Below are 24,282 nucleotides of genomic sequence, written 5' to 3'. Positions count from 1 at the left end.
TACTTGTTTGTCTCAGATAGATACATGGTGAAACCTCATTGATTGAGGTCTTCCAATATTAGGCGCTTTCGCCGTCGGTCGTTCTCAGGTGCGCGGTCTTTTTAGCCGGAAGTATGCACATGCTTTACCCAAGCGGTGAACGCGGACTTTGCATCGCCAGGGATTTCAAATGCTTCAAATAAGTCGTAGAGAAATTTTCCAAAAGGCGATGCCGGGTTTAATCCTCGTGCCGGAGCGGTTTTTCCAGTTGATAATTTCCACACATCTCGCGCTGAGTTTACTAGTTGAACGCCATCCAAATTTATGCGCGATATTCCTTTAACTGAAGATTTGGACTGCTCTATATCCCGTTTTGTAAGACGAATTGCTGTTCGGATATTAGCAATATTCTCCTCGAGCGCGCGCAATGATCCATGCGCCGCTTTACCATCTATTTCGATATATTTGAGAATGCTTTCGTCCAATGTGTCGAGCCGTTGGCCTGAAATGTTTTCTAAATGCGCACCGAAAGAGATTCTCATGTTTAATCTGTTATGGGCGGCTCCCGTCATTGTTGAGGGTTCGAGGGCGGTTACGACGGTAGTCAGGGCGCGGTCAAGGTTCTCCAAGTTATTAATATCATGTAATAAATCGTAAATAGGTGCAGACTCTCCGTAGGTAAATTTTGCGATGTAATCGACCCATACATGGGCCGCCTCTTCATTGAGGTTCAAATGGCGCATAATGACCTCAAATGCCGGATCGTTGTGCATCATGCACCGCCCGCTAGAAAGCGGTTCCATTCTGCCATCATTGCCCGCCTACGCTCGACCATATCAGTCCGTCTGTAAGCGCGTTCGACCTCGCTTCCGACATTATGCGCCAGCGCCATTTCTGCCATATCGCGAGGGTATTCTGTGCGTTCGGCGGCCCAGTCCCTGAAAGTGGATCTTAAGCCATGCGGCACGGCGGGACGCTTTGACCTCGCGTCTATCCATCCCGGTAGGCCCGCATCTATTGCGTCTTGATGCATCCGACGCATGACGGCGCTTATCGACATATCGCTTAGAGTGCCACCGCGCACAGCGGCAAAAACAAATTCAACGTCTTTGAATTTTGGCATACCCTGAATAAGGCTCACGGCTTCTGGCGTGAGCGGAACCCGATGCTCCCGCTTCATTTTCATTCGCTCAGCCGGTACGGTCCAGATACCGGCCTCGAAGTCGAACTCTGACCACTTAGCGCCGCGAACTTCTCCCGATCTTGATGCCGTCATCGCGAGAAATTCCAAGGCTCTGGCGCTGGTGCCCTTTCTGTCCTTAAGAGCGGCAAACCACTTCGCGGCGTCTGCGAGACCTATAGCTGGCTGATTTTCAACGTTTGCGACCTTTCCCGGCTTCGGCAAAACAGCGTCCAGATTGCCGCGCCACCTAGCCGGGTTATCGCCCGTCCGGTTTCCGGCCACGGTCGCCCAGGCTAAGACCAGTTCTATCCGACCGCGCAAGCGAACGGCGGTCTCCGTCTTTTCATTCCAGATCGGCGTTAGGACGCGTTGGACATCTGTGATTTGAATTTCAGAGACGAGCATGTCTCCCAGAACAGGGGCCGCGTATGTGTCAAGCGTCGAGCGCCATTGCTTTTTGTGCTTCTCGTTCTTGAACTCGCCAAGCTTGGTTTCAAGATACTTCTCGACTGCATCCTTAAATTTTAACCCACGCTTTTGCGCTGAGACGAGGGCCGATCTCTTGCTCTTACGCTCCTCAATCGGGTCCACGCCATTCCAAACCTGTTCCTTGGCAGAACGCGCGCGGTCGCGGGCTTGGGAAAGAGACACGTCTGGAAACCCACCCAAACCAATTTCACGACGCTTGCCGCCAATATGGGTCCTGAGTATCCAGCTCTTACCACCTGCTGGCGTGATCTGAATCAGAAGGCCGGAGACACCACCCACCGCAACTGAAACGTTCTTGCCGCGACCCGGATTTTGAAGACGTTTGATATCTAACGGGCTCAATTCGCGCGCGACGCGGGGCATGGCTTATCCTTCTAAATACCCGCCTAAACAGATGTGACTAATCCATTATGGTGGTTACGGATAGAAACACAAGGGGATATTAAATTCGTTATAAAACCGATGCTTATATAATGTTTGGCGGCGTACGTGACTGCGTGGAACAGGAAAATGGCGGCCACCGTCTCCGCCATCTGATTTATGAGATTTGTAACCGCCTTAAGGGGCGGCTTTTTATTGCTATTTTTAGAGGCCGCCAACCTTCAAAATGCGGGGCTGTGACGCATAGACATGCCGCCCTCAATCCAGTGGGCGTAGAAATCGTCGTCGTAAGGATGACGTGATGACCACCAGCGTTGCCGGTCCTCCATCAACCTGACGGGTGATGGGAAATCGACCTTGAGGCCGCTCAGCCCGGCCTGAATCGTCATGCGACCACCCCAGCCGTCTTTCAGGCGGCAACTCCATAGTCGCGCTTCGGCCCGGCAAGTGCCGGACACGCTACTTAAATCGACGCCATAGGCGAAGGTCAGGGTGAGGGTCACCGGCACGGCGCGACCTTCGGTATCGGGCGTGCCGTCGGGGAAGATCAGCCACGCCCGACCCAGCGGATAGGGGGCGCTCACCTTTGCGGGCGGCAGATATTCGCTCATGGCGAAGGTCACGGGGCCGTCTTCGATGTCGATGAGGCTGGGGGGCGGGTCGGTGAGGGGGCTGAGCGCCATTAGCCAGACAAGGCCCAGCCCTTCCGCCATGTCGCCTATTGTCCCTGAACCGACGCCATCATGGCCGGCATCGAGCTTTGGAAACGCTCGGGCGAGTCCATGAACAAAAACGCCGTCGCCGGACCGTTGCCAGTACCGGTCACCGTAAGCATGGCCATGACCGGTGCGCCGTTCTTGGTCGCCGAAAAGCCCACCTGTGCCATACGGCCCGAAGGGTCGTCCTGATAGCCCAGAACCTGAGGCGGGGCGTCGAAATACTTGACCAGCACGTCGTAATAGGTGCGTGACTGCTGCGGGACCGGGCCGTTGCCGCTCAGTTGCTGACGATAGACGTGACCGGCCTGCGAATTGAGGCGGGTCATGCCATTGGGTGCGCCTTGAAGCTGAAGCGGCTGACCCGTGGCCGCGCCGGTGCCCGGCATATTCACCGGGCCGTTGGGGTTAACCGGAAACTGGGGGTTTTGCGGATTTGGGGGGGTATTCGCCGGACCCTGTCCAGGCCAGGGGTTTTGACCGGGCTGTTGGCCCGGCTGCTGTCCCGTATAGGGGGCCGGACCATTGGCGTAGGCGGGGTTTTGGTTGTTGGGGTTTTGGTTCTGATTAGGGTTTTGATTTTGGCCCTGCATCGGCGTTCCGGGCTGGTCGCAGGCGCTCAGTGCCGCGCAGAGGGCCAGCGGAAGGCACAGGATTCGAAGGGTTTGCATCGTCTGTCTCTTTCAAATTCAGAGCGATATGTCGAAAAGTGCCAAGAAGTGTCTTTGGGGTTTTCGACGACAATATCGCGACAAAAATCTAAGCGTCGTAGGTGCCGTCGCCATCGACGTCGTGGTCGGCATTATATTCGTTGGGTGAGGCGGCGCCGGCATTGTCGGCGGAATTGGCGGCGTGATCGGCGGCGCTTTCGCCGTAGACTTCCGCCGCACCCTCCATGCCACGATCGGCGAAGTCGGCGGCGTCATCGGCGGCCTGTTCGCTCGCCTCATGTTCGTCCATGGCCTCGTCGATTTCGGCGACATCGGTTTCGGCTTCGAGGATTTCAGTATCGGCATCGCCGCCCAGGTCCTCGACCTCGCGCATCTCGTATTCGGCCTCCTGCGCGCGGTCGCGGGCGGTTTCCCACTCGCCGTCCTTCATCAGCTGCTCCTGATCCTTTTGCAGGGCGTCGAAGTCCTCGCGGTTTTTGTCGGCGGCCTCGGTGCGGTCGATCAGGGCCTCGGCTTCGTCCGCCGACAGGGCGGGGTTGGCCTCGATCGCGTCGAGTACGTCCTCACGGCCCTCCTCGGACAGGTTGGCGATTTCGACGCGGTAGGTTTCTTCAAGGGTTTCGTTCTCAGGCATGGTCGTCTCCTATTCGCCGCCGGCATCAGCGGACGCATCGTCTGTGGGGGTGTCATCTGTAGCAGTGGCAGGATCGTCGGCTGGATCGTCGCGGACGAGGTAGGGATTGGTCGGTTCCTCGGCGGTCGCCGCCGGTTCCGGGGTCGTGTCGCCGCCATAGACGGGATTGTCGTCGGCGGGATTGTCGAGCGGGTCGCGCTGACGGGCCTGCGGCGTCTGGGTCGAGGTATGGTCCGGGTCCGCCGTAGTCGTCGCGGTGGCTTGCGCCGCCTGTGCCGCCGCCGCGCCGCCGAGCGTCTGCGTGCGGCGTTCCTCGTCGCTGCCGTAAAACGGCTCGGCGTCGAGGATGTTGCCGTCCGCCGCCTCGATGGCCGGGTCGGTCCCGGCCTCAAAGATGCGCCCGTCGGCGGCGTCGGTGATGCCCCTCTCTGTAATTTGGGAACCGTGCGGCATTACTGATCCGTATCGTAAGGATCGTCAGCGGGGTCTTCGTCGGTATCGGGCGCGGCGACCTCGGCCTCGTGGACCTCGGCAGGCGCGGCCTCATAGATGTCGTCGTGCGCCGGATTGGCGTCGAGCACCTGTTCGCCGATCTCGCGGATATGGCCTGCGGCCTCACGCATCCCGTCGAACACACTGCCGGTCGCCTCGCGTGCTTCCGGTGGCAGGGCACCGTCGCCGCCGTCGAGGTTTCTGGCCGCGTCCAGCACGCCCTGAATATTGACGTTCAGACCACCGCCCATGGCGACCTCGCCTTCATCGACAATCCCTCCATCGACCGGGCTGGCCTCGCTGATCTCGCCATCGGCAGCGTCGATGATCTCATCGTCCGGTTGAGGACGCTCGATATGGTTCGGCAGGTTGGACGGCGGCACGATCACCGGTGCCTCGACTGGCGGCGGAGCCACCGGTTCGTCGGGTTGTCTGTAGCCCGGCGGCAGGTCCTGACCCGGCGCGAACTGCGCGTCCGAGGGTTGCGGGTCGGGCACGGGCAGACCCGTGACCGGGTCGATGATATAGCCCGGCGGCGCGGGCGGTGTATCGGGCAGGTCGGGGGCTTCGTAAGGGTTCTCAGCCATGGTCTGTCTCCTCAATCGGCATAAAGGTCAGGGTTGTCAGGTAGTTTCTCTGGCACTTTCTCAGGCGGCGGGCGCACGGTCAGCACGGTACGGCAGTCCGGGTTGGGGCAGCGGATCTTCGCCTCGGCCTTGCCCGCCAGCGCCGCGCGCAGGACGCGCAGGGGCCGGTGACAGGCGGCGCAGTCGAGGCTGAGCGAATTGTCGTCCTGTTCCGGGGCGATGCGTTCGATCTTGGCCGATTTCGGCGGGGCGGGGCGGACCTCCAGCACCTTGCGGCAGTCGGGATTGGGGCAGCGCACCTTGAGCGCATCGACCTCGTTCTGGAACTTCGAGCGGTCGAAACGCAGGGGCTCCGAACAGGCAATGCAGCTCAGCCGCACGTGGCCGTCGTCGACCGGTTCGGCCTTCAGACCGGACGGCTTGGCGGTGTTCACGATCTCCGGCGGCTTTTCGGCGGCGATCCAGTGGTCGATGACGCGCCGCCACTGGGTGAAGTCGGAGGTCGCCGAAAACTCGGCCTGAAGACGCAGGCGGCGCATCAGGAACGGCTGGTTGCCGAGCGTCATCTCGGCCATCTGATGCGCGCCGTTGACGCTGTCGGCGATCTGACGCTCAAGGGCGTCGAGATTGAGCTTCTTGATGACGGGGAACGACTTCATCGCCCATTGCAGGGTCACCTGCCGCACGATGGCCGGGTCGCCGACGCAGATGGCGCCCGCGCGGTCAGCCGTGATCTGCGATTGCCGTGCCCAGGCCATCAGCGGCGCTTCCACCGCGCTTTCGACGATCTTGGCCGGGTTGATGAACTGCATCACGCCTTCGCCCATGATGGTGCGCTGTGACGACTGACCGGTCATGAAACGCGCGACCGTGTTCCACATGGCGTGACCCGCCGCGACGTGACCCATCTCGCGCCCCAGCAGGTAGAGCAACTCGCGCGGGCCGAAATTGAGCAGGACGGAGCCCACGACCACAAACGCCCCGGTTTCGTCGCCCAGCGTCACGCAGTCCCACATCTGATCGCCGGAGGTGTAGATTTCCGGCATGTGGTTGAGCCCGACGATGCGCGCGGCCAAAACCGCCTGATCGAACAGGTCCGGCATTTGATCGGGCCCCAGCCGCAGGCCGTTAACCGCCGCCTCCAGCCACGGGCGGCCCACGCGCTGCGATATGGCCTGGGCCGCCGCATTGATTGGGCCGGAATTGCGCAGCGCGTTCATCGCCGCCGCGTCGAGGTCCCACATCAGGTAGTCGACCGGCATGTGGTAATTGGCCGATAAGGGTCTCAGCCAGCGGCAGGTGACGCAGAAGGGCTTCGATTTCGGCAGGCGCGCGCCATCGCCGCCGCAGGTCGGGCAGTGGCCGTAATGACCGTGGAACGGTTGGACGGGCGCGGGCTCGGCCCCGACCGCCGTACCGCAGCTGCCGCAGAAGCGTTCCCCGGGCAGCAGGCTATGGCCGCAATGCGTGCAGAAACGGGGTGCGTTGTCGGTCATCTTTGCACCCAGCTTTTCTCAAGCGGGCTGAGATCCGCGGCGCCGGACAGGGCGGCCCAGAAGCGTTTTTCAAGACGGCTCTGCTGCCGGTTCAGCGCGACGGTGGCGACGAGGAACCAGAATAACGGGATCAGCGACAACCAGATCAGGCCGGGCATGAGAAACTCGGCCAGTCCGAAGATCAGCAGGCTGACGAACAAGGCAACGACGGTCTGCCACGTGCCGGCGGTGGCGCTCAGTTCCAGCGTCAACTGGATGTGCGTGCGGCGGCCTTCGGTGTCCATCCATACGCTGCCGCAATGGCGGACGGGCAGGTCCGGCAGGGCGGCGATCTTTTCGGCGCCGATCCAGACGTCGGTATCGGCCTCTTCGTCATCGTCGAGGTCGCGGGCGCAGATGCGGAACCCGGCCCCAGTCAAGGCGGCGCGGACGGCGGGATCGAGGCGCTGAACCGACTGACGCGATTGGGCGCGCGAAACTCTGGCATAGGTATGGACGCTCATCAGTGGCCCCCTTTGGACGGCATGGTGAGTTCGCGGCTGTCGGTGATCTGATCCTCGCCATAGGCCTGATTGAGCGAACGGCGGATCGTGCGCGTCCACAGCCACGGCCTGAGTACTTCCAGCGCTGTCCACAGCGGCTTTTCCAGCACACGCGCCCTCAGCCGCGTGGCAACCGCATGCAATGCCGGCCACAGGAACAAAGCCGCGGCTACCGGTACAAGCCAGACCATAAGGCCCGGCTGTTCGGCCATGACCAGCACGCAGCCCATCGCGGCGGCATAGGCGACGAGCAGGGCCAGATAGTAGTCGAGCCCCGTGCGCAGCCCGACCCGCACCGACAGGATGGTCGCGTCGGCGTCACTGCGCACGCGGATCAGCCACTGATAGCGCGTCGGCACCCCCAAAGGCCATTCGCGTCGCTCGCAGGTCCGGGTCAGGGGCTCGCCGGACAGGGTTTGCGGCTGGAAACCGCAGGTCAGCACGGCGCGGTCGATCTGCGCCTGCACCGCGCCCGCCGGGGTTAGCGTCGCGGCTTCGACGGTTTTCCAGTAGGTGTCAGATGCGGTGCGACGGGGCATGGTCTTAGAGCCGGTCCAGAAGCGCGGTGCGGCGCGACTCGTATTCTTCCGGTGACAGAAGGCCCTTGTCGCGCAAGACCGCCAGCTTCTCGATACGGGCGATGATGTCGGTTTCTTCCGTCGGCAGGGGAGCGGGCGGCACAGGCACGGGCGCTTGCGGGGCTGCGGGCTGCGGCGGAGGGGCAGCCGGTGTCATGGCGACTATGGGAGCGGGTTGCGGTGCGGGCGCACTGACGCCGGAGGTCAGGCGCGTCCCCAGTTGCTTGCCGATACGATTGGGAATGGCGGTCGCATAGTCGTAGACGATCCACCCCATCGCGGCGATCGAGAACAGCGGCGCCAGAAGCCCAACGGCGGCGGTCAGGAAGAAGATATTGAACAGGCAGATGCCGCCCATGATCCCCAGCGTCAGGAAGGTCGAGTTCCAGTCGGTCCTGATGCCGAAGGCGACGCGGCTGGAGGTCGGGCCGGTCGGCTGGATCATGACCTGACAGCGGAAGCGGATCGGATTGCCGAAGCCCTTGTGCGGGATGAGGGCCATCAGGCTCGCGGGCGGGATCGGTGCGGCGATATCGGCCTTCATCTCGCTCAGGATGGCTTCGGCGCGTTGATAGGCCTGATCGGCGGGCAGGGCGACATCGGCGTGTTTATCGACGGTCACGTGCCCCAGTCCCGCCGCGCCGGGGGCGAAGCTGCGACCGGGGATTTGAGGCGGCAACGGTGGCGGCACGGGGGTTGGTGCAGGGGTGAGGGCGGTGCCGCAGGCCGAGCAGAAGCGGGTGCCCGCGCGGTTGGCGACGCCGCAGCCGGGGCACGGCACATCGGAGGCAGACGCTGGCGGTGTGGGGGCGATCTGGTTCATGGAAAAAATCCCGATCTAGTTGACGATGATGGCCATGCGCCAGACGGCGGCGACCTGATTGAAGGGAACGGGTTGCGTGTAATAGGCCATCGGGTCGTTGATATGGACCAGCGGCACCACGCCGTTGGGCGTCTGCTGGAACGACATGCCGCGCGCCACGACGACGTGGCCCATGCCCTGACCGGCGTCGATGCCGATGATCACCGCGTGACCCATCTTGAGGGTGCGATAGAGCGTCATGGCGTCGGTGGGCTCGGCATAGGTCGAGGTGCGGCCGCCGAACTGCTGGATCAGGCCCTGAATCTGTTGCAGCGAGCCCGTCGTGACGCAGTTGGGGTTCTGCCCGCCGCAGCACACCTCCGGCGGCTGCCCGTTGGCCATGGCGACCAGCGCGCACTGCGAAGGCGTTTGCGGCATTCCACGGCTGGCGGCGATGATCTGCTGCGATACGGCGGCCCAGCACCAGACCTGGGTTTCCTGGCGCAGGTTCTCGATCGGCAGGTCGACGGGGCTGAGGTCTTCCGGCACGTTGGCCGGGTCGAGCGTCGTGGCGGCGGGGACGATCGGCCCCGGCGTCGGTCCGGGTATCGGCCCGGGACCGCGCAGATCCGGGGTGATGGCCGGCGCCGGTTTCGGCATGAGCTGAACATAGACCGTGCTCAGCCCGCCCAGAACGATGACCAGCAGAACCACGAGGCCGAGCGCCAGCGGATTGCCGAACAGGCCGGCGCGCGAGCCTGAGCGGTAGTCTTTCGTGATGGGAAACGGCGGCTGGTCCATCTACTTCTCTCGCGTGGCGGTGGCGGACGACACGTAAGCGCTGTTATCGATGGCTCTGTCGGGGGCGACATACCGGTTCCAGACACCGATGACGAAGAGCGTCGCAAATATGATCGGAAAGAACAGCAGCAGCCGTATCTTAAGCGTCCGGAACCGGCTGTCGGCAAAGCTCGGCTGGTCATAGGGGCGGGTCATGTTCAGAACCCCGGCTGTTGTTGTTGAAAGCCTTGTTGCGGCATCATGGGCTGCATGATCTGCTGCTGCATCTGGTTGATCTGCGCCTGCATGGCCCACATCGACATCAGGTAGAAGACCAGCGGCAGGGCGGCGACGATCAGGTAGCGCGCCGGGCCATTGCCCAGCACCAGCGAGCTGAAATCGAAATGTCGTAATTTCGCGAGCTTGTCGTTCATGGCGAAGTCCCCGAAGCGGCCCTCATCAGGGCCTTTCATCAGGTTCAGCGTGTCATCGCGGCAAAACGGCTCACAGGAGGTATAAAAAAATCACGACGCTCGGCGAACGCTGATTTTCGTTTCGACAAAAGCGCGAAAGCGTGGTGTAAAATAAGGACCGGACCGGGCGCGAGGGTAAGGGATGGCCGAGGAATTTTATACGCGCGTCCTGATGGGACAATGGCGCGACGGTCTGCCTGAGGCGCGCGACCGCCTGATCGGACGGCTCTATCCCGAACTCAGCCAGATTGCCGCCGCGCGGCTGCGGCGCGAGGTCAATTCTTCGCTGTCGACCGGCGACCTGATCAATGATGTGGTGCTGAAGCTGATGAAGGTCGAGCGCATCGAGGTCTCCGACCGGGCGCATCTGATCGCGCTGGCCTCGCGCATGATGCGCAATATCCTGATCGACCATGTGCGTTCGAAACAGAGCGACAAGCGTCAGCATAAGAAGGTCGAACTGACCACTCGCATCGAAGGCGATCAGCGCCTTGACCTGAATGCGCTCAATTCTGCGCTAATCCGTTTGAAGGCCATAGACGAGGCCCTGATGGAGTTGGTGGAAATGCGCTATTTCGGTGGAATGACGGTCGAGGACATCGCAGCCGTGAGCGGCCTGTCCGAAGCGACGGTCAAGCGGCGATGGCTGGTGGCGCGGGCGTGGCTGACCGATGCCCTGATGCACCCGGTCGAGCAGGCCTGAGTATGATCGACCCTATTGAAACCGAACGCCAGGCGATTGCCCTTTTCGGTCAGGCGCTCGATATCCCGTCGCCTGACCGTCTGGCGTGGATCGAAACCCAGACCGAAGGCCAGACGGCCCTGCGCGAGCGGTTGCTGGCCATGCTGCGGGCGGATTCGCTGATCAGCCTGAAGACCGGCGCGGCGACCGACGCGCTGGAGCCCGAAGCCGACCCGGCGCGCATCGGCGCCTACCGCATCACCGGCCTGATCGGGCGCGGCGGCATGGGCGCGGTCTATCGCGGCGAGCGGATGACGGGTGATTTTCACCACACGGTCGCCATCAAGATCATCAAGACCGGACTGATGTCCGCGCCGCTGATCGAGCGGTTCGAACGCGAGCGCCAGACCCTGGCGCGCCTCAGCCACCCCAACATCGCGCAGCTTTATGACGGTGGCGAAACCGACACCGGCGCGCCCTATATCGTCATGGAATGCGTCGACGGCCTGCCTTTGTTCGACTGGGTGACCGAGCGCGGTCCGGACGAAGACACGCGGCTGCGCCTGTTCGGCGACGTCTGCCGCGCCGTGGCGTTTGCGCACCGCAACCTGATCGTCCACCGCGACCTGACGCCGTCCAACATCCTCGTCACCGACGAGGGGGTGGTAAAGCTGATTGATTTTGGCATCGCCAAACCGCCCGAAGACCCGGCGGAGGCCCATATGAGCGGGTCGGCGTCGATTGCGGGGCTCAGCTTGACGCCGGGCTACGCGGCACCGGAGCGCCTGACCCATACGGAGGTCACGACGGCGGCGGACGTCTATTCGCTGGGCCGGTTGCTGACGAAGCTGATCGAGCCGGCATCGCCTGAACTGAGTGCCATCGCCGCCCGCGCCTCGGCGACGGAGATCGCCGACCGCTATCCCGGCGTCGATGCGCTGCTGGCCGATATCGAGCGCTACCGGACGGGCTATCCGGTCGAGGCCGTGGGCCGCGAGGGCACCTATGTCTTCCGCAAATTCTTCCGTCGTCATCGCCTGCCGGTGCTGGCCGGGGTGTCGGCGGGCGTGGCCATTGTCGTCGCGTTCGGCGGGGTGCTGGTGGCCAATGCCCGCACCGAGGCGGCTCTGGCCGAGGCCGAGCAGCGCTTCAACGAGACGCGCGCCATCGCCAATACATTGCTGTTCGACGTCTATGACGAGGTGAGCAAGGTCTCCGGCGCCACGCAGGCGCGCGAGATGCTGGCGAAAACCGGCGTCGACTATCTCGACAAACTGGCCAACGACGCCCGCGCGCCGGTGGCGGTGCGCATCGAGGCCGGTCAGGGCTTCGTGCGTCTGGCGCAGGTCGTCGGCGGCGGACAGGAAAGCTCGCTGGGGCGCTATGCCGACGCCAATGCCCTGCTGGCGCGCGGCGAGGGCATTCTGAAAGCCGTCCATGAGCAAAACCCTGACAATGCCGATGCCGCAAAGGCCTATGCCGACCTGCTGCTGGAGCAGTCGGGTACCAACCTCTACAACAACAACGATCCGAAGGCGGCGCGCGAACAGGCGCTGAAGGTACAGGCCCTGCTCAAGGACCGTGCGACCAGCGATGCGAAACTGGCCAATGCCTATATTCTCGCCATTCAGGCCGAGGGCGATGCCTATGGCTGGGACAACGACTATGAGACCATGCGCACGGTCATGCTGCGGGCGGATAGCTTTTACAAGGGGTTGCCCGCGACCCTGCGCGACGATCCCATTGTGCTGGGGGCGCGCAGTTCCAGCCTTCGGCTGCTGGGCGAAGCTCAGCACAAGCTGAAACGCGCCGACGAGGCGAAGGCGACCCTAGCCGAGGCGGTCAGCGTCAACAGGGCGCGGGTGAAGCTGGAGCGTGACAATCCAAAGACGCAACGCGGCCTGATCATCGCCCTGTGGTACAGCGCCGTCGTCCACCGGACCAATATGCGCGACCCGGAAGCGCAGGCGGCCATTTCGGAGGCCTATGGCTTAGCGCGCGACTGGGCGAAACGCGATCCCGACGACAACGGGGTGCTGCAACTGGTGGCGATTACCGGCGAGGTCTATGCGCAGGTCCTGACCGATCAAAAGCAGTATGATGCCGCCGAGCGCATCAGCGACGAGGTCATGGCGGCGCACCGGACCATGGTCGCCCGGGCTGGGGATGCACCGGGCGCTATCCGCAGTCAGACGACGGCTATGGCGACGCGCGGCGGGAACTTCTATAACGCCGGACGCTATGACAAGGCCTGCGAAGCCTGGGTTCAGACGCGCGACAATTTCGCCTTGCTGGCCCGGCGCGGTCAGCTCACCGCAACCGATCGCGATAACGGCTATGCCGAGGTGAAGGATTTCCTCGCCAGGGCCTGTCAGCCGCCGCGGGCGGGACTGGGGAAGGAAATATAAGACCGGTCCGCCATAATCAACGCGCAGAGATTTGCCGCGACTCGTGGCAGGCATCGGCATTCCGTTGCTTACTCAGTAACGGCGCGTGATCGAGTTCCTGTTCACGGAAACGGGAAACCGCTCCCGGTAGGAGGCGACGACAGGCTTCATCGATCAGAGCCTGACCTTTTAAGGCGTTCCGACCGCTCGGGCGTCCTTTTGTCACGTCCCAGAACCTGACCTGGCCGTCGCCGCCCGCCACAGCAAGGGTTTTGCCGTCCGGAGAAAAGGCGACATCCTGAACCAAACCGATTTGCCGCAGAGGCGGACCCTCAGGCTCCATATCTGCGGTTCTGAATATCTGGACGGTGGTCGAATCTGTCATGACCGCAAGGCGCTCGCCCGTCGGTGAAAATTTAGCCGACCAGACCGTCTGACTGTCGTCGAGACGGACTATGCCCCCGGCATAGGCAAGGCTTTTGCCGTCGAGTATAATGATCGCCGTACCCGAATGGATGGCCACATATTTGCCGTTGGGCGAATACCACGCCCCTTCGATCACATGGTCGAGATAGACGTCCGGGCTCAGATCGCGTGAGATCACGCTATGGTCGCGCACATTCCAGACCCGCAGGCGCAGGTCCTCGGCCGCCAGCACCGTGCGTCCATCCGGGGAATGCGTCAGATAGGTCTCCCTGTCGCTGTTTTTCAGGTCCATGATCAGGGTGTAGGCCTTGGATGGGGCGCCTTTTGGCGTCTGGCTCAGGCTAGGGCCGGGCTTGCCGTCGGTCGGCGGATGGAGCGTCCAGCTCCAGTCTTCGTCGGAGACGAGCGACCGACCGTCCGCGGAAAAGGCGAGGTTGGTGACGCCTGTGGCCTCTTGCGGCAACGGGGCGGAATCCAGCAAATGATGGGTTTTGGCCTCCCATATCTGTAGGCCGTCGGGAGGACTGGAAGTGACCAGATACTGGCCGTCCGGCGAATAGGCCACCGCGTCCACGCTGTGCTTGAAATATATTCGCTTACCCAGGGCCGGAGACCTGGCGACCGTTTCAGCCAGAACCGCCTCCGCCGTGTCGACATCGACGCCGATCACAGGCCACTCGTGCCCTTGCATCGCGGCAAGGGCAAAACGCGCGGCGCTTTCAAAATCCGATCGGTCGAGAGCCTCCTGAGCCAGCACGGTCAGGGTTTTCGACCGGTCTTCAGCGGCGGTCTGCGCCATCGTGACGGCCAGATATCCGAGCCCCAACAGTCCGATAAACAGGATGACCGATACCACGACCCACTGATAACCTGTTTTGCTTTTCATCCCCACACGCTCCCCGGTATTTTGTCGAGCAGGCTAACGGTAAACGCGCGTGAATTCCATCTGCGAATTCGAAAGGCAGAGGGGTATTCATTTTTATAATATATATATTATAAATATTGACTCGCGGTTTCATGTCCTCAATAAAGACAAAAAAAGCAAACAGGTCAGGGGTTGGAAATGGTTGTGGTCACAGGTGCGGCGGGTTCATCGGCTGAGGGACGGGGGCCGCCAGCGAAGCTCAATCTTATCTATATCTGGATGATTTCCGCCGTTGCGGCGCTGGGGGGGCTGTTATTCGGCTACGACTGGGTCGTGGTCGGCGGCGCCAAGCCCTTTTACGAAGCCTATTTCAATCTGACCTCCGAAGCCCTGATCGGCTGGGCCAATAGCTGCGCGCTGCTGGGGTGTCTGGTCGGATCGATCATCGCCGGATTGCTGTCGGATCGTTTCGGGCGCAAGCCGTTGCTGATCCTGTCGGCGTTTCTGTTTGCGGTCTCGTCGATCCTGACCGGCTGGGCGACCTCATTCGACCTGTTCATCGTCTGGCGCATTCTGGGCGGGGTCGCGATTGGCATGGCCTCGAACGTGTCGCCGACCTATATCGCCGAGGTCGCGCCGCCGGCGTGGCGCGGGCGTCTGGTAACGCTCAACCAACTGACGCTCGTGGTCGGTATTCTGGGGGCGCAGATCGTCAATCTGCTGATCGCCGGATCGGGCACGCAGCTATCGGCCGAGGCGCTGAGCGCGTCGTGGGTCGGGCAGTTCGGCTGGCGCTGGATGTTCACCGCCGTCGCCGTGCCGTCGCTGATCTTCCTCGTCTGCGCCTTCCTTGTGCCGGAAAGCCCGCGCTGGCTGGTCAAGGCGGGTAAGGCCGACAAGGCGAAGGCCGTCTTCGCTCGCATCGGCGGCGAGGCCTACGCCGAGGCCCAGACGGAAGACGTTGCGCAGGGTCTGCGTAGCGACACGGGGCAAGCTAACTGGCGCGAGCTGCTCAAACCCGCCGTGTTTGCCGTGCTGTTGATGGGGATCGGGCTGGCCGTGCTTCAGCAATGGAGCGGCACCAATGTCATCTTCAACTATGCCGAAGAAATCTACCGCGGTGCAGGCTACGACCTCAGCGGCATCATGTTCAATATCGTTATCACCGGCGCGATCAACCTGATTTTCACGCTGGTGGCGACCGCCTTTGTCGATAGGGCCGGACGGCGCGCCTTGATGCTGTGGGGCGCAGGCGGTATGGCGATCATCCATGCCCTGCTGGGTGGAGCCTTTTTCATGGGGCTGACCGGGCCGCTGGTGTTGGGCCTGACTCTGGCCGTCATCGCGCTTTACGCCATGTCGCTGGCGCCGATTACCTGGGTGCTGCTGTCGGAGATTTTCCCGACGCGTGTTCGGGGGTTGGCCATGTCGATCTCGGTCTCGGCCCTGTGGATCGCCTGTTTTGGCGTCACCTTCACCTTCCCGCTGATGAACAAGGCGCTGGGGGCGGCGGGTACCTTCTGGGTTTACGGGATATTCTGCCTGATCGGCTTTGCCCTGATCGCGCGCTTCGTGCCGGAAACCAAGTGCAAGTCGCTGGAAGAGATCGAAACGCAGCTGGGTCTGCGGTGATGAGGGCCTGACGCTTGTATGAATCCTCGCATCTGACTATGCCTGCGGATATGACCACGCCCGTCCGTACCGGTAATGCCACGCACACCATCGTCCAGACTCTGGGCGCGGCGATTGTGACGGGCCAGTATGACGGGCAGGCCTTTCCGACCGAAAAGGCATTGGCGGAACAGTTCGATGCCGCGCGTTCCATCGTGCGCGAAGCGGTGAAGATGCTGTCGGCCAAGGGACTTATATCTTCGCGACCCCGTCAGGGCATCCGTATCGCGCCCGAAGACGACTGGAACCTGTTCGATCCGGATGTGCTGGCCTGGCTGCTGGGGCGACGCTTCTCGCCGGAGTTGCTTCTCGATTTCATGGAGATGCGTCTGGCGGTCGAGCCGGCGGGGGCGGCTTTGGCGGCGGTCCATGCCAGCGCCGATCAGAAAGCCGCCATTCGCAAGGCCATCGACCGGATGTATGCCGCCGAGCGCGGCGAAGACGACGACCTGTCGGCGGATGTCGCGTTCCATGTCTCGGTGCTCGACGCCAGCAATAACCGCTTTCTGAAACAGACTCGCGTCATGATCGCCACGGCGCTCACCATCAGCATCCGCTACACCAACCGCGTCAAGGGCCGCACGGCCAGCGCCGCCGACCACGATGCGGTAGCACAGGCCATCTTTGCCAACGACGCCGACGGTGCCAAAACGGCGATGTTCCGTCTGCTCGAAGGGGCGCTGGACCTCGTTAGAAGTCAGATTAAGTAAACCCGAACTCAGTGTGTAATTTCAAATGCTTGCCTCGCCTATTTCAAAGATCGAAACCTTCCCTGTCCCGCCGCGCTGGCTGTTCGTGCGTGTCGAAACCGAAGACGGGCGTGTCGGCTGGGGCGAGGCGTCGCTGGAAGGCCACACCGAGGCCGTCGAAGGGGCGTTTGCATCCCTGCGCGACCGCTTTATCGGCACCGACCCCGAACGCATCGAGGATGTCTGGCAAACCGCCTATCGCCTCGGTTTCTATCGCGGCGGCCCGGTCCTGATGTCGGCAATTTCCGGCCTCGATCAGGCGCTGTGGGACCTGAAAGGCAAAACGCTGGGCGTACCGGTACATCAGTTGCTGGGCGGTAAGGTGCGCGATTTCGTGCCGGTCTATGCGTGGATAGGCGGCGATCGCCCATCGGACGTCGTCGAGGCCGCCCGCGTGCGTAAGGCGCAGGGCTTCAATTGCGTCAAGATGAACGGTACCGAGGAGATGGGCTGGCTCGACAGCCCGCGCGCCCTGAACGCCACGCTGGGTCGTCTCGAAGCCGTCAAGGCCGAGGGCATGGACGCCGGACTCGACTTCCACGGTCGGGTGCATAAGCCGATGGCCAAACAACTGGCCCGCGCGCTGGAGCCGCTGCAACCGCTGTTCATCGAGGAACCGTTGCTTAGCGAACACCCCGAAGCCATCGAGCAGTTGTCGAAACTGACCACCATCCCCATCGCGCTGGGTGAACGCCTTTACAGCCGCTGGGACATCAAGCCGTTTCTGCAAGCGGCCTCGGTCGATATATTGCAACCCGATCTGAGCCACGCGGGAGGTATTTCAGAGGTCCGCCGCATGGCCGCCATGGCCGAGGCCTATGACGTCGCCATCGCCCCGCACTGTCCGCTGGGGCCCATCGCTCTGGCCGCCTGTATGCAGATCGCGCTGGCGACGCCCAACTTCGTCATTCAGGAAATGTCGCTCGGTATCCACTACAATACCGGCGGGCACGACCTGCTGAGCTATATGACCAATCCCGAAATCTTCGAGGTTAAGGACGGCATGGTCGCCGCCCTGACCGGGCCGGGTCTGGGCGTCGAAGTCGATGAAGACAAGGTGCGCCGTCTGAGCCGCGACTGCCCGCCGTGGCGGAACCCGGTCTGGCGCGGCCCGGATGGTTTCGTGAGGGAATGGTGAAGCGGTTTTCCGGCAAGATGATTCTGATTACCGGCGCGGCCAGCGGTATCGGTGAGGCGACGGCCAGATATCTGGCGGGCGAGGGGGCACAGTTGGCCCTGATCGACCGCAATGCCGAAGCGCTTGAGGCCGTGGCGACCGAACTGGGGGTTTTGGCTCTGCCGTGCGATGTGTCGGATGAGGCAGCGGTCAAGGCGGCCTATGACGAGGCGATAGCTCGGTATGGCTATATTGATGGTGTGGTCAATGTCGCCGGGGCCATGATCTACAAGGGGCTGGCTGAGCTGACCGGCGACGACTGGCATCGTCTGATGTCGATCAACTTCTACGCTGCCGCGCACCTGACGCAACGCGCCTTTGCCACAATGGACCGGGGCGGTAGCCTCGTCTTTGTCGGCAGCATCCACACGCACCAGACCTCGCCGCTGGTTGCGCCCTATGCGGCAGCCAAGGCGGCTCTGTCATCTCTGGCACGCACGGCCTCGATCGAGGGCAAGCCGAAAGCTATCCGCGCCAATGCGGTCCTGCCCGGCGCCATCGACACGCCGATGCTGCGCGAAAGCCCGAACATCAAATCCGGCGCTGAGATCATCGACCCCGCCGATATCGGCCAGCCCGAGGACATCGCTGCCGCCGTGGCCTTCCTGCTCAGTGACGAAGCGCGCTTCGTTACCGGGGCGTCGATGGTCGTGGACGGCGGACGTCTGGCCAAGCTCTGAGTGCCGCACTCGCCTCCTCAAACCGCACCACTAAATGAGCCCGCCCCAAAGCCAACTAAAGCGCAAGAGTGCAGGAATATCACGGGATTTAGGCCTAAAGATTGCTAATTTCGGGATTATTAAAATGAGAATGTACATATTGTTTTCTATGAGAATTTTAACATCTTTGATAGCGGCTTACCTGCTATTTTCATATTCGAAGATAACATCAGAAATAAATGAAAGTTGGGTTTTGGAAAAAGATTCAACCTTTAGCTACGTTTTCTCGCAAAAAGGTGATGGATTTTTATATATGACAAAAAAACAAAATAATGAATTAAATGCAATATATATATAGCGGCAATAGGAACTTTTCTTGTTTCAAGTATTTTTTGGAGTATTAAGATTAAAAAATAAAATTAAATTGACTTTATTTTTGTGATGTAAATTTTATTATTACCATAATATAAAAGCAACTTTTCCTAATTTGGTTAAATTTTTGTCTACACACAGGGAGTTCGTGATTGCGCCATGAGGCTGTTTTGACTAAATACCTGTGTTTATGAACTTAAACATGCCTCCTGATATCTTGCCGGTGATCGGCAAGATATCAGGAGGCATGTAGTTGTCGAGGCCATAGATCCTTGACTTGATGGGCCTATTTACAGTGCCGTCGGTCGCAGCGCGTGCTGTGTCTTGGCAAAACATCCATTTAATCAATGCGCCTGACGGCACTGTCGCCTTTAACGGCTGATCCGCTCGTCGCAGAGGGCCCTGACGGTGTCTTGCAGGCGGGTGACGCGGTCTGTGAGCCAGTCGAGTTCTTCGTCGCTGACGGTGTAATCGGCGGAATATCTGGCCTCGACATTGGCACGGCGTAGCCGGTCGAAGGCCTGACGCGCTTGCTCGCGAGTCACAAAATTTGCGGCAGTCAGTGTTCTTCCATTATATAGTAAGCCTGCTGAGGCAGACTCCCGGCTAAACCGACATAAGGCGGTCGCTATCGATGGATGGCTTGGGGGCGCGTATGCGATAGGGCAGGCTTCGGGCGGGTTGCACCGGCTTGTCCCTGACGGCGGCCTCAAGCGTCGCCGGAGTGTCATGGACGATGGTTTGTTCGAAAAGCGAACCCTGACGGTCGATATAATAGGCCCGGTGATGGTCGGGATCGAGGACGATAAACCAGGCATTGTCCGGCAGCCCCAGATCAGCCCTGACCGGATCGGACAGTTCGCCCGGCCGGAACACGTAGTCTCCATTCAATGCCATTACGCACCTTCGTCGACTTTTGCCTTACTGTGCCCACTATGGCTCAAGTCCCGTGTGGCGTGAAGTCAAAACTTAACAAAAGGTTGTCGTTTGCGTCAAAAATGAAACCGCAAGTCAAAACTTAACAAAAGGTTGTCGTTTGCGTCAAAAATGAAACCGCGCCGACCCGGAGAATCGGCGCAGTTGCCTCAAACCCTTACTTCAAAAGGCGCGCCTTGAGCTTGACTTCGTCCTCGGCGGTCAGGCCGAGGTCTTCGCGCACATAGCGCTGCCAGCCGCCCTCGCGTTCGTTAATCGCCGCGAACGCCGCATCGAGATAACGGGCATCGACGCCCATCAGGGCCTGAAGGACTTCCGGCGGAAGGCGGCGGAAGGCGGCCATCTGCGGGTCTTCCTTGGCCCCGGCGGCGGGTATTTCGGGCTTGTAGTACCGGTTCGACAGCAGGTAGTCCTCGGTCACCGTGGCGCGCGGTACGCCGACCAGCGTCAGGATCAGGGCCGTGGCGACGCCCGTGCGGTCCTTGCCCGCCGAACAGTTATAGACCAGCGGCGTGTCGCCATCGATGATCAGACGCAGCAGGCGCTTGTACTGACCGGCAAACTTGAACGGCGCGTCGCGATAGAAGGTCGCCATCATGGCGCGGGTCTGTTCGGCGGTGACGTCCTTCTGCGCGAAGAAGGCCATGAACGGCGTCGTGTCCATGTCGTAGTCCTGCGCATAGACGGTGACGCCCATATCGGCGGGCCACACCATCGGCGCGCCCTGACGTTCCTGCGTGGCGCGGAAGTCGACATTGGTCTTGATGCCGCGCTGGCGCAGCTCGTCGAAGCCCTTGGGCGTGATGCGGTTCATCGCCGCCGAGCGGTAGAGGACGCCCCACTTCACTTCGTGGCCGTCGGTGGTCTTGTAACCGCCGAGGTCGCGGAAATTGTTGCCACCCTCGATGGCGATCAGGCGCGGTTGGGCTTCGGCGGTCGCGGCGGGCGTCTGCGCGAAGGCGATCGGCGCGAACGACGCGGTGGAGAGGAGCGCCGCAGCGGCGACGCTTTTGAGGCGGAGTTTCATGTGTTTTATCCTTTATTTTAGTAGTTGAAACGCAGGCCGACGAGGACGCGGCGGCCGATCTGTTCGACTTCCGACGGGTGGCTCACGTCGCCCTCATAGGCGATGTAGGTCTCGTCGGTCAGGTTGGAGGCGTCGGCGAAGACGGTGATGTTCTTGTTCACCGCATAGCGCAGGGTCAGGTCGAGATTGCCGTAGGCCTTGCGGTATTCGTCGCCGCCCGAGCCGAGGCCCAGACCGCCGAGCGTATCGGCCCAGTCGTCGCGCCACTGGTACGACAGCCGCGCCGAGACGCCGTATTTCTCGTAAGAAACCGACGTGTTGACGATGGTCTTCGAGGTGCCGGGGAAGGGTACGCCCTTGCGCGCAGGGGTGTCGAATTCGCCGTCGAGCAGGGCGAGGTTGCCGCTGACCCCCAGACCATCGAAGGGCGAGGGCAAGGTCGAGAAGGTCTGCTGATAGTTGAACTCAAGGCCGTAGAGCTTGCCGTTGTCGCCGTTCAGGGTCGAGGTGAAGTCGTAGCCGGTACGGTCGAGGCCATTGGCGTCGTAGGCGTCAGTGGTGATCTTGGTCTTGGAGTCGTAGAGGACGTTGTCAACCTTACGATAGAAGAAGCCCGCCGAGGCGACGCTATCCTTCGCGATGTAATATTCGAACGAAACATCCGTGCCCCAGGTATATTCCGGCTTGAGGTATGGGTTGCCGCCGGAGATCGTGCCGGGCGACGAGGTGTCGTTGATCGAGGCCCCGGTACGGATGGCGCCGAAGGAGGGACGAGCGATGCCGCGCTGGATGGCGCCGCGCAGGACGATCTTGTCCGACAGGTCGAACTTCGCGTTGATGCTGGGGAACAGGTCGGTATAGTCGTTTTCGACCACCAGCGGGGTGATGACCGTGCCGGACTTGGTGAAGCCGGCGATGCGCTGGTTCATGGTCTCGACGCGGGCACCGAAGACGACCTGACCGCCGTCGAAGACGACCTTGGCCATGCCGTAGCCTGCCGTCAGCTTTTCGGTGATGTCGTAGCGGCTGGTCGGGTCGATATTGGCGGCGGGGTTGTAGAGCCCCGCAGCGGCCAAGGCGTTCAGCCTGGTCTCCATATCGTTACGCATCTTGCGGTTGTCGAGATAGTTCAGGCTGATGCCGAGCGGGAAGCCGGTGCTCCACGCTTCGCCCGTCACATAGTCCGAGGCTTTCAGATCGCTCTGGCCGATGCGCGGCAGAAGCGCCGTCAGAATGACGGTCGGCTGCCCCATCGTATTGCCTTCGATCTCGCGGTGATCGTGCTGATAGCCCAGCTTGTAGACCCAGTTGCCGGTGTCGCGCGTCAGGTCGGCCTTGGCGGTCCAGCTATCGGCCTTGATGTTCGAGACGATCGGCAGGGCGATATTGAAATCGAAGGCGCTCTGGTCGAAACCGGTCGTCGCCGCGCCGCGGGCGTAGGTCCCGGCGGTCGCGCCCGTCACGGTCTTGTACAGGCTGATGATCGGGAAGTTCGGGTCATCGAGCTTATAGGAGATCGACGGACGGAGCAGCGGGTTCAATTGCTGGTTCTGCATGAGCAACGGCAGATAGGTGTCGTTGGTCATCTTCGTGCTGTTCAGACGCCAGCTCAGACCCCAGCCGTCGTTGAGAGCGTGCTGACCACCCAGCGTGGTCAGTTCGTTCTTGGTGCGGTATTCGCCGAATTCGGCAGTCGACCGGACGGGGACACCGACCAGATCGCCGCCGGTCGCCGTGCGCGTGCCGGACAGGGCGCTGCCGAGCTGGAAGGTATAGTGGTTGCGCTCTTCGTCGTCGTTGAATTCCGATGACACCCACTTCAGGAACAGTTCGTGGCCTTCGGCGGGACGCCATTCCAGCCCCAGCGACGCGCCGTTGTTTTCACGCACCAGACGGTAGTTGCGCGCGTCGAACGACGACAGGACGTGGTTGGTGTCGTAGGCGAATTCGCGGTTGTCGGTGATCTGTTCGCGGCGGTAGTGCGACACGGCGGCCATGACGCCGAAGGTGCCGTTCGACCACGCGCCGCGAAGGCTGCCCTGACGCTGCTCGCCTTCGCCCAGTTCCATCTGACCGAGGCCCAGTTCGCCCTGAACGTCGTAGCCCTTGCGGTTCATCGGCGAATAGGTGCGCAGATCGATCTGCGCCACCACGGCTTCGGCGGGGAGGTCCGGCGTCAGCGACTTGTTGACGGCCAGCGATTGCAGGATGACCGCCGGGACCGCGTCGAAGCGGAAAGCGCGGCCCGCGCCACCTTCATCGACGCCGATCACCGGCACGCCGTCGAAAGAGACGCTGGTCCAGCGGTTCGGCGCGCCGCGCACCTGAATATAGCGCTCCTGACCCTGGTCGCGCTGAACGGCGACGGCGGGCAGGCGCGACAGGGCGGCGGCGGAGTTCTGGTCCGGGAAGCGCCCGACCGTGTCCGAGGCGATGACGCTGACGAGGTTGTCGGCGTTGCGTTGTTCGCGCAGCGCGGCCAGTTGCGAGTCGCGCAACGGCGCATAGACGACGACGTCGGTGACGTCGTCGGTCGGCGCAGGCGCGGGTGCCTCATTGGCCGACGCCATACCGGCGGTAAAGGCGAGCGTGGACAGGCTGGCCATGGCGGCCGCCCGGAAGTTGTTTTTACAGGAAGTGAACATGATGTGCCCCAGGCATGAAAGATCGTGGGGTGCGAATTAGAACGTTTGTATGTAATAATTTGAACGATTATATAAAAGAATTATAACGTACGTTAACCACATTTGATTGTGGCGCGACCGGCCCGAAGCGGTTTATAGAGGGGAGGTGGTAATTATATACGTACGCAGGGTCGGTCGGTCTTTTGGAACACTATGTTGGCGTAAAAAGCGTTTCGGATCAAAAGATCATGGCGGCCGATCGCCTTCTGGGGGCGGTCAATAGTCTGTGGCGGACGCATGGGCGCGACCAGATGAGCGCGCGCCTTGTGGCGCAAAATGCTCATGCCCAGGCCTCACAAATTAATTACTATTTTGGCAGTTTTGAACAGATGTTATGTTCGGCTCAGGCCGACGCCATCGCACAGGCGATCCTGTGGTGCGACGAAACCCTGTCCAGATTTGGACGGTTCGACGCCGGGACCCTGCCGCCGGAGGCTCTGGGGCACATGCTGGCGGCGCTGATCGACGACTGGTGCCGGGGGCAGGCCGATCTGGCCTTTGCCTGGACGGAGTGTCAGATGCTGGCGGCGCGCAACCCGGACTTTATCGATGCCCGCCGTCAATGGCACGGTCTGTGGGTGCGCTTCTGGGACGAGGTGGCCGAGCGGACGGGTATGACGGCGCAGGCCGAACTACTGCGCCTCTTTTTCAATGGCGAAAGCTTTCTGCACCGCATTCGCTGGCGCGAGACCTTCGACCGGGCCTGCCTGTCCGAAACCTGCGTGGCGTGGGCGCGGGCCCTGCGCGACGGCGAGGCGGGGGCGGGGCCTCTGCGCGATCATGCCCGCCGGGAAACCCAGCGCTTCGCCGCGCCGGTTCTGGTCGACGGCTCGGTCCATGCGCG

Annotated in this window: 26 protein-coding genes; 7 read left to right on the top strand and 19 right to left on the bottom strand. The window is 61.7% G+C overall.

Going from position 1 to position 24,282, the window contains the following annotated elements; genetic code table 11:
- Nucleotides 1-101 precede the first annotated feature (101 nt).
- From AEYBE204_RS38440 to AEYBE204_RS38385, 14 genes are all read right to left on the bottom strand, one after another.
- Nucleotides 102-755 carry a hypothetical protein gene (locus tag AEYBE204_RS38440; protein WP_023463991.1) on the bottom strand — a complete coding sequence of 218 codons (654 nt, stop codon included), beginning with the start codon at nucleotides 753-755 and terminating at the stop codon, nucleotides 102-104.
- Nucleotides 752-2,014 (bottom strand): site-specific integrase, encoded by a 1,263-nt coding sequence (locus AEYBE204_RS38435; protein WP_023463990.1) that lies wholly within the window; start codon nucleotides 2,012-2,014, stop codon nucleotides 752-754. Before AEYBE204_RS38435 ends, AEYBE204_RS38440 begins: the two co-directional genes overlap by 4 nt.
- Nucleotides 2,015-2,253: 239 nt before the next feature.
- On the bottom strand, nucleotides 2,254-2,745 hold the full coding sequence (locus tag AEYBE204_RS38430; protein WP_023463989.1) for a hypothetical protein: 492 nt from the start codon (nucleotides 2,743-2,745) through the stop codon (nucleotides 2,254-2,256).
- 5 nt (nucleotides 2,746-2,750) lie between these two features.
- Nucleotides 2,751-3,137 (bottom strand): hypothetical protein, encoded by a 387-nt coding sequence (locus AEYBE204_RS40495; protein WP_155908505.1) that lies wholly within the window; start codon nucleotides 3,135-3,137, stop codon nucleotides 2,751-2,753.
- 370 nt (nucleotides 3,138-3,507) lie between these two features.
- Nucleotides 3,508-4,053, bottom strand: a complete 546-nt coding sequence (locus AEYBE204_RS38420) for a hypothetical protein (protein WP_023463987.1) — start codon at nucleotides 4,051-4,053, stop codon at nucleotides 3,508-3,510.
- Between the two features lie 9 nt (nucleotides 4,054-4,062).
- Nucleotides 4,063-4,506 carry a hypothetical protein gene (locus AEYBE204_RS38415; protein WP_023463986.1) on the bottom strand — a complete coding sequence of 148 codons (444 nt, stop codon included), beginning with the start codon at nucleotides 4,504-4,506 and terminating at the stop codon, nucleotides 4,063-4,065.
- Complete coding sequence (locus tag AEYBE204_RS38410; protein WP_023463985.1) at nucleotides 4,506-5,132, bottom strand: hypothetical protein; 627 nt, start codon at nucleotides 5,130-5,132, stop codon at nucleotides 4,506-4,508. Before AEYBE204_RS38410 ends, AEYBE204_RS38415 begins: the two co-directional genes overlap by 1 nt.
- An 11-nt stretch (nucleotides 5,133-5,143) precedes the next feature.
- Nucleotides 5,144-6,628, bottom strand: coding sequence for a zinc-ribbon domain-containing protein (locus AEYBE204_RS38405; RefSeq protein WP_023463984.1), 1,485 nt, complete (start codon nucleotides 6,626-6,628; stop codon nucleotides 5,144-5,146).
- Nucleotides 6,625-7,131 carry a hypothetical protein gene (locus tag AEYBE204_RS38400; protein WP_023463983.1) on the bottom strand — a complete coding sequence of 169 codons (507 nt, stop codon included), beginning with the start codon at nucleotides 7,129-7,131 and terminating at the stop codon, nucleotides 6,625-6,627. The genes AEYBE204_RS38405 and AEYBE204_RS38400 overlap by 4 nt, the downstream gene beginning before the upstream one ends.
- Nucleotides 7,131-7,709 (bottom strand): hypothetical protein, encoded by a 579-nt coding sequence (locus AEYBE204_RS38395; RefSeq protein WP_023463982.1) that lies wholly within the window; start codon nucleotides 7,707-7,709, stop codon nucleotides 7,131-7,133. The genes AEYBE204_RS38400 and AEYBE204_RS38395 overlap by 1 nt, the downstream gene beginning before the upstream one ends.
- A 4-nt stretch (nucleotides 7,710-7,713) precedes the next feature.
- Nucleotides 7,714-8,571, bottom strand: coding sequence for an SHOCT domain-containing protein (locus tag AEYBE204_RS39735; RefSeq protein ID WP_155908503.1), 858 nt, complete (start codon nucleotides 8,569-8,571; stop codon nucleotides 7,714-7,716).
- Between the two features lie 15 nt (nucleotides 8,572-8,586).
- The gene (locus AEYBE204_RS0120825; RefSeq protein ID WP_023463979.1) at nucleotides 8,587-9,351 is read right to left on the bottom strand and encodes a papain-like cysteine protease family protein; all 765 of its coding nucleotides are present in this window, start codon (nucleotides 9,349-9,351) and stop codon (nucleotides 8,587-8,589) included.
- Nucleotides 9,352-9,546: a hypothetical protein gene (locus tag AEYBE204_RS38390; protein ID WP_023463978.1), complete on the bottom strand. Its 195-nt coding sequence runs from the start codon at nucleotides 9,544-9,546 to the stop codon at nucleotides 9,352-9,354. It abuts the gene before it with no gap.
- A gap of 2 nt (nucleotides 9,547-9,548) precedes the next feature.
- Nucleotides 9,549-9,764 carry a hypothetical protein gene (locus tag AEYBE204_RS38385; RefSeq protein ID WP_155908501.1) on the bottom strand — a complete coding sequence of 72 codons (216 nt, stop codon included), beginning with the start codon at nucleotides 9,762-9,764 and terminating at the stop codon, nucleotides 9,549-9,551.
- A 181-nt stretch (nucleotides 9,765-9,945) separates the two neighbouring features.
- On the opposite strand from AEYBE204_RS38385, the gene AEYBE204_RS38380 reads away from it, so the two are divergent.
- Nucleotides 9,946-10,506, top strand: coding sequence for an ECF-type sigma factor (locus tag AEYBE204_RS38380; RefSeq protein WP_023463976.1), 561 nt, complete (start codon nucleotides 9,946-9,948; stop codon nucleotides 10,504-10,506).
- A 2-nt stretch (nucleotides 10,507-10,508) separates the two neighbouring features.
- Complete coding sequence (locus AEYBE204_RS38375) at nucleotides 10,509-12,893, top strand: serine/threonine-protein kinase (RefSeq protein WP_023463975.1); 2,385 nt, start codon at nucleotides 10,509-10,511, stop codon at nucleotides 12,891-12,893.
- Between the two features lie 16 nt (nucleotides 12,894-12,909).
- On the opposite strand, the gene AEYBE204_RS38370 is transcribed toward AEYBE204_RS38375, so the two are convergent.
- Entirely contained in the window at nucleotides 12,910-14,184 is a 1,275-nt protein-coding gene (locus AEYBE204_RS38370) for a WD40 repeat domain-containing protein (protein ID WP_023463974.1), read from the bottom strand.
- A gap of 177 nt (nucleotides 14,185-14,361) precedes the next feature.
- Here AEYBE204_RS38370 and AEYBE204_RS38365 point away from each other — a divergent pair, with 177 nt between their 5' ends.
- From AEYBE204_RS38365 to AEYBE204_RS38350, 4 genes are read left to right on the top strand one after another with little or no spacing between them, the layout of a single operon-like run.
- Nucleotides 14,362-15,795: a sugar porter family MFS transporter gene (locus AEYBE204_RS38365; RefSeq protein WP_023463973.1), complete on the top strand. Its 1,434-nt coding sequence runs from the start codon at nucleotides 14,362-14,364 to the stop codon at nucleotides 15,793-15,795.
- Between the two features lie 50 nt (nucleotides 15,796-15,845).
- Entirely contained in the window at nucleotides 15,846-16,544 is a 699-nt protein-coding gene (locus tag AEYBE204_RS38360) for a FadR/GntR family transcriptional regulator (protein WP_031231563.1), read from the top strand.
- Between the two features lie 25 nt (nucleotides 16,545-16,569).
- A complete protein-coding gene (gene dgoD / locus AEYBE204_RS38355) occupies nucleotides 16,570-17,721 on the top strand; it encodes a galactonate dehydratase (RefSeq protein ID WP_023463971.1) in 1,152 nt (383 codons plus the stop codon).
- Nucleotides 17,715-18,440, top strand: coding sequence for an SDR family NAD(P)-dependent oxidoreductase (locus tag AEYBE204_RS38350; protein ID WP_023463970.1), 726 nt, complete (start codon nucleotides 17,715-17,717; stop codon nucleotides 18,438-18,440). The genes dgoD and AEYBE204_RS38350 overlap by 7 nt, the downstream gene beginning before the upstream one ends.
- 722 nt (nucleotides 18,441-19,162) lie before the next feature.
- Here the strand turns inward: AEYBE204_RS38350 and AEYBE204_RS40490 are convergent.
- The 4 genes from AEYBE204_RS40490 to AEYBE204_RS38335 form a co-directional block, all read right to left on the bottom strand.
- Nucleotides 19,163-19,336: a hypothetical protein gene (locus AEYBE204_RS40490; protein ID WP_023463968.1), complete on the bottom strand. Its 174-nt coding sequence runs from the start codon at nucleotides 19,334-19,336 to the stop codon at nucleotides 19,163-19,165.
- 61 nt (nucleotides 19,337-19,397) lie between these two features.
- Nucleotides 19,398-19,688, bottom strand: a complete 291-nt coding sequence (locus tag AEYBE204_RS38345; RefSeq protein ID WP_023463967.1) for a hypothetical protein — start codon at nucleotides 19,686-19,688, stop codon at nucleotides 19,398-19,400.
- Nucleotides 19,689-19,884: 196 nt separating this feature from the next.
- Nucleotides 19,885-20,754: a tyrosine-protein phosphatase gene (locus tag AEYBE204_RS38340; RefSeq protein ID WP_023463966.1), complete on the bottom strand. Its 870-nt coding sequence runs from the start codon at nucleotides 20,752-20,754 to the stop codon at nucleotides 19,885-19,887.
- 17 nt (nucleotides 20,755-20,771) lie between these two features.
- A complete protein-coding gene (locus tag AEYBE204_RS38335; protein ID WP_035442326.1) occupies nucleotides 20,772-23,360 on the bottom strand; it encodes a TonB-dependent receptor in 2,589 nt (862 codons plus the stop codon).
- A gap of 266 nt (nucleotides 23,361-23,626) precedes the next feature.
- Between AEYBE204_RS38335 and AEYBE204_RS38330 the strand changes: the two genes are divergently transcribed.
- The coding region (locus tag AEYBE204_RS38330; protein ID WP_200862203.1) for a hypothetical protein at nucleotides 23,627-24,282 on the top strand (656 nt) is incomplete at its 3' end.

Origin of the sequence: Asticcacaulis sp. YBE204 (assembly GCF_000495855.1) — a bacterium.
Classification (GTDB): Bacteria; Pseudomonadota; Alphaproteobacteria; order Caulobacterales; family Caulobacteraceae; genus Asticcacaulis.
Note: the sequence above shows the minus strand (reverse complement) of the source record. Positions and strands in the feature narration are given on the sequence as shown.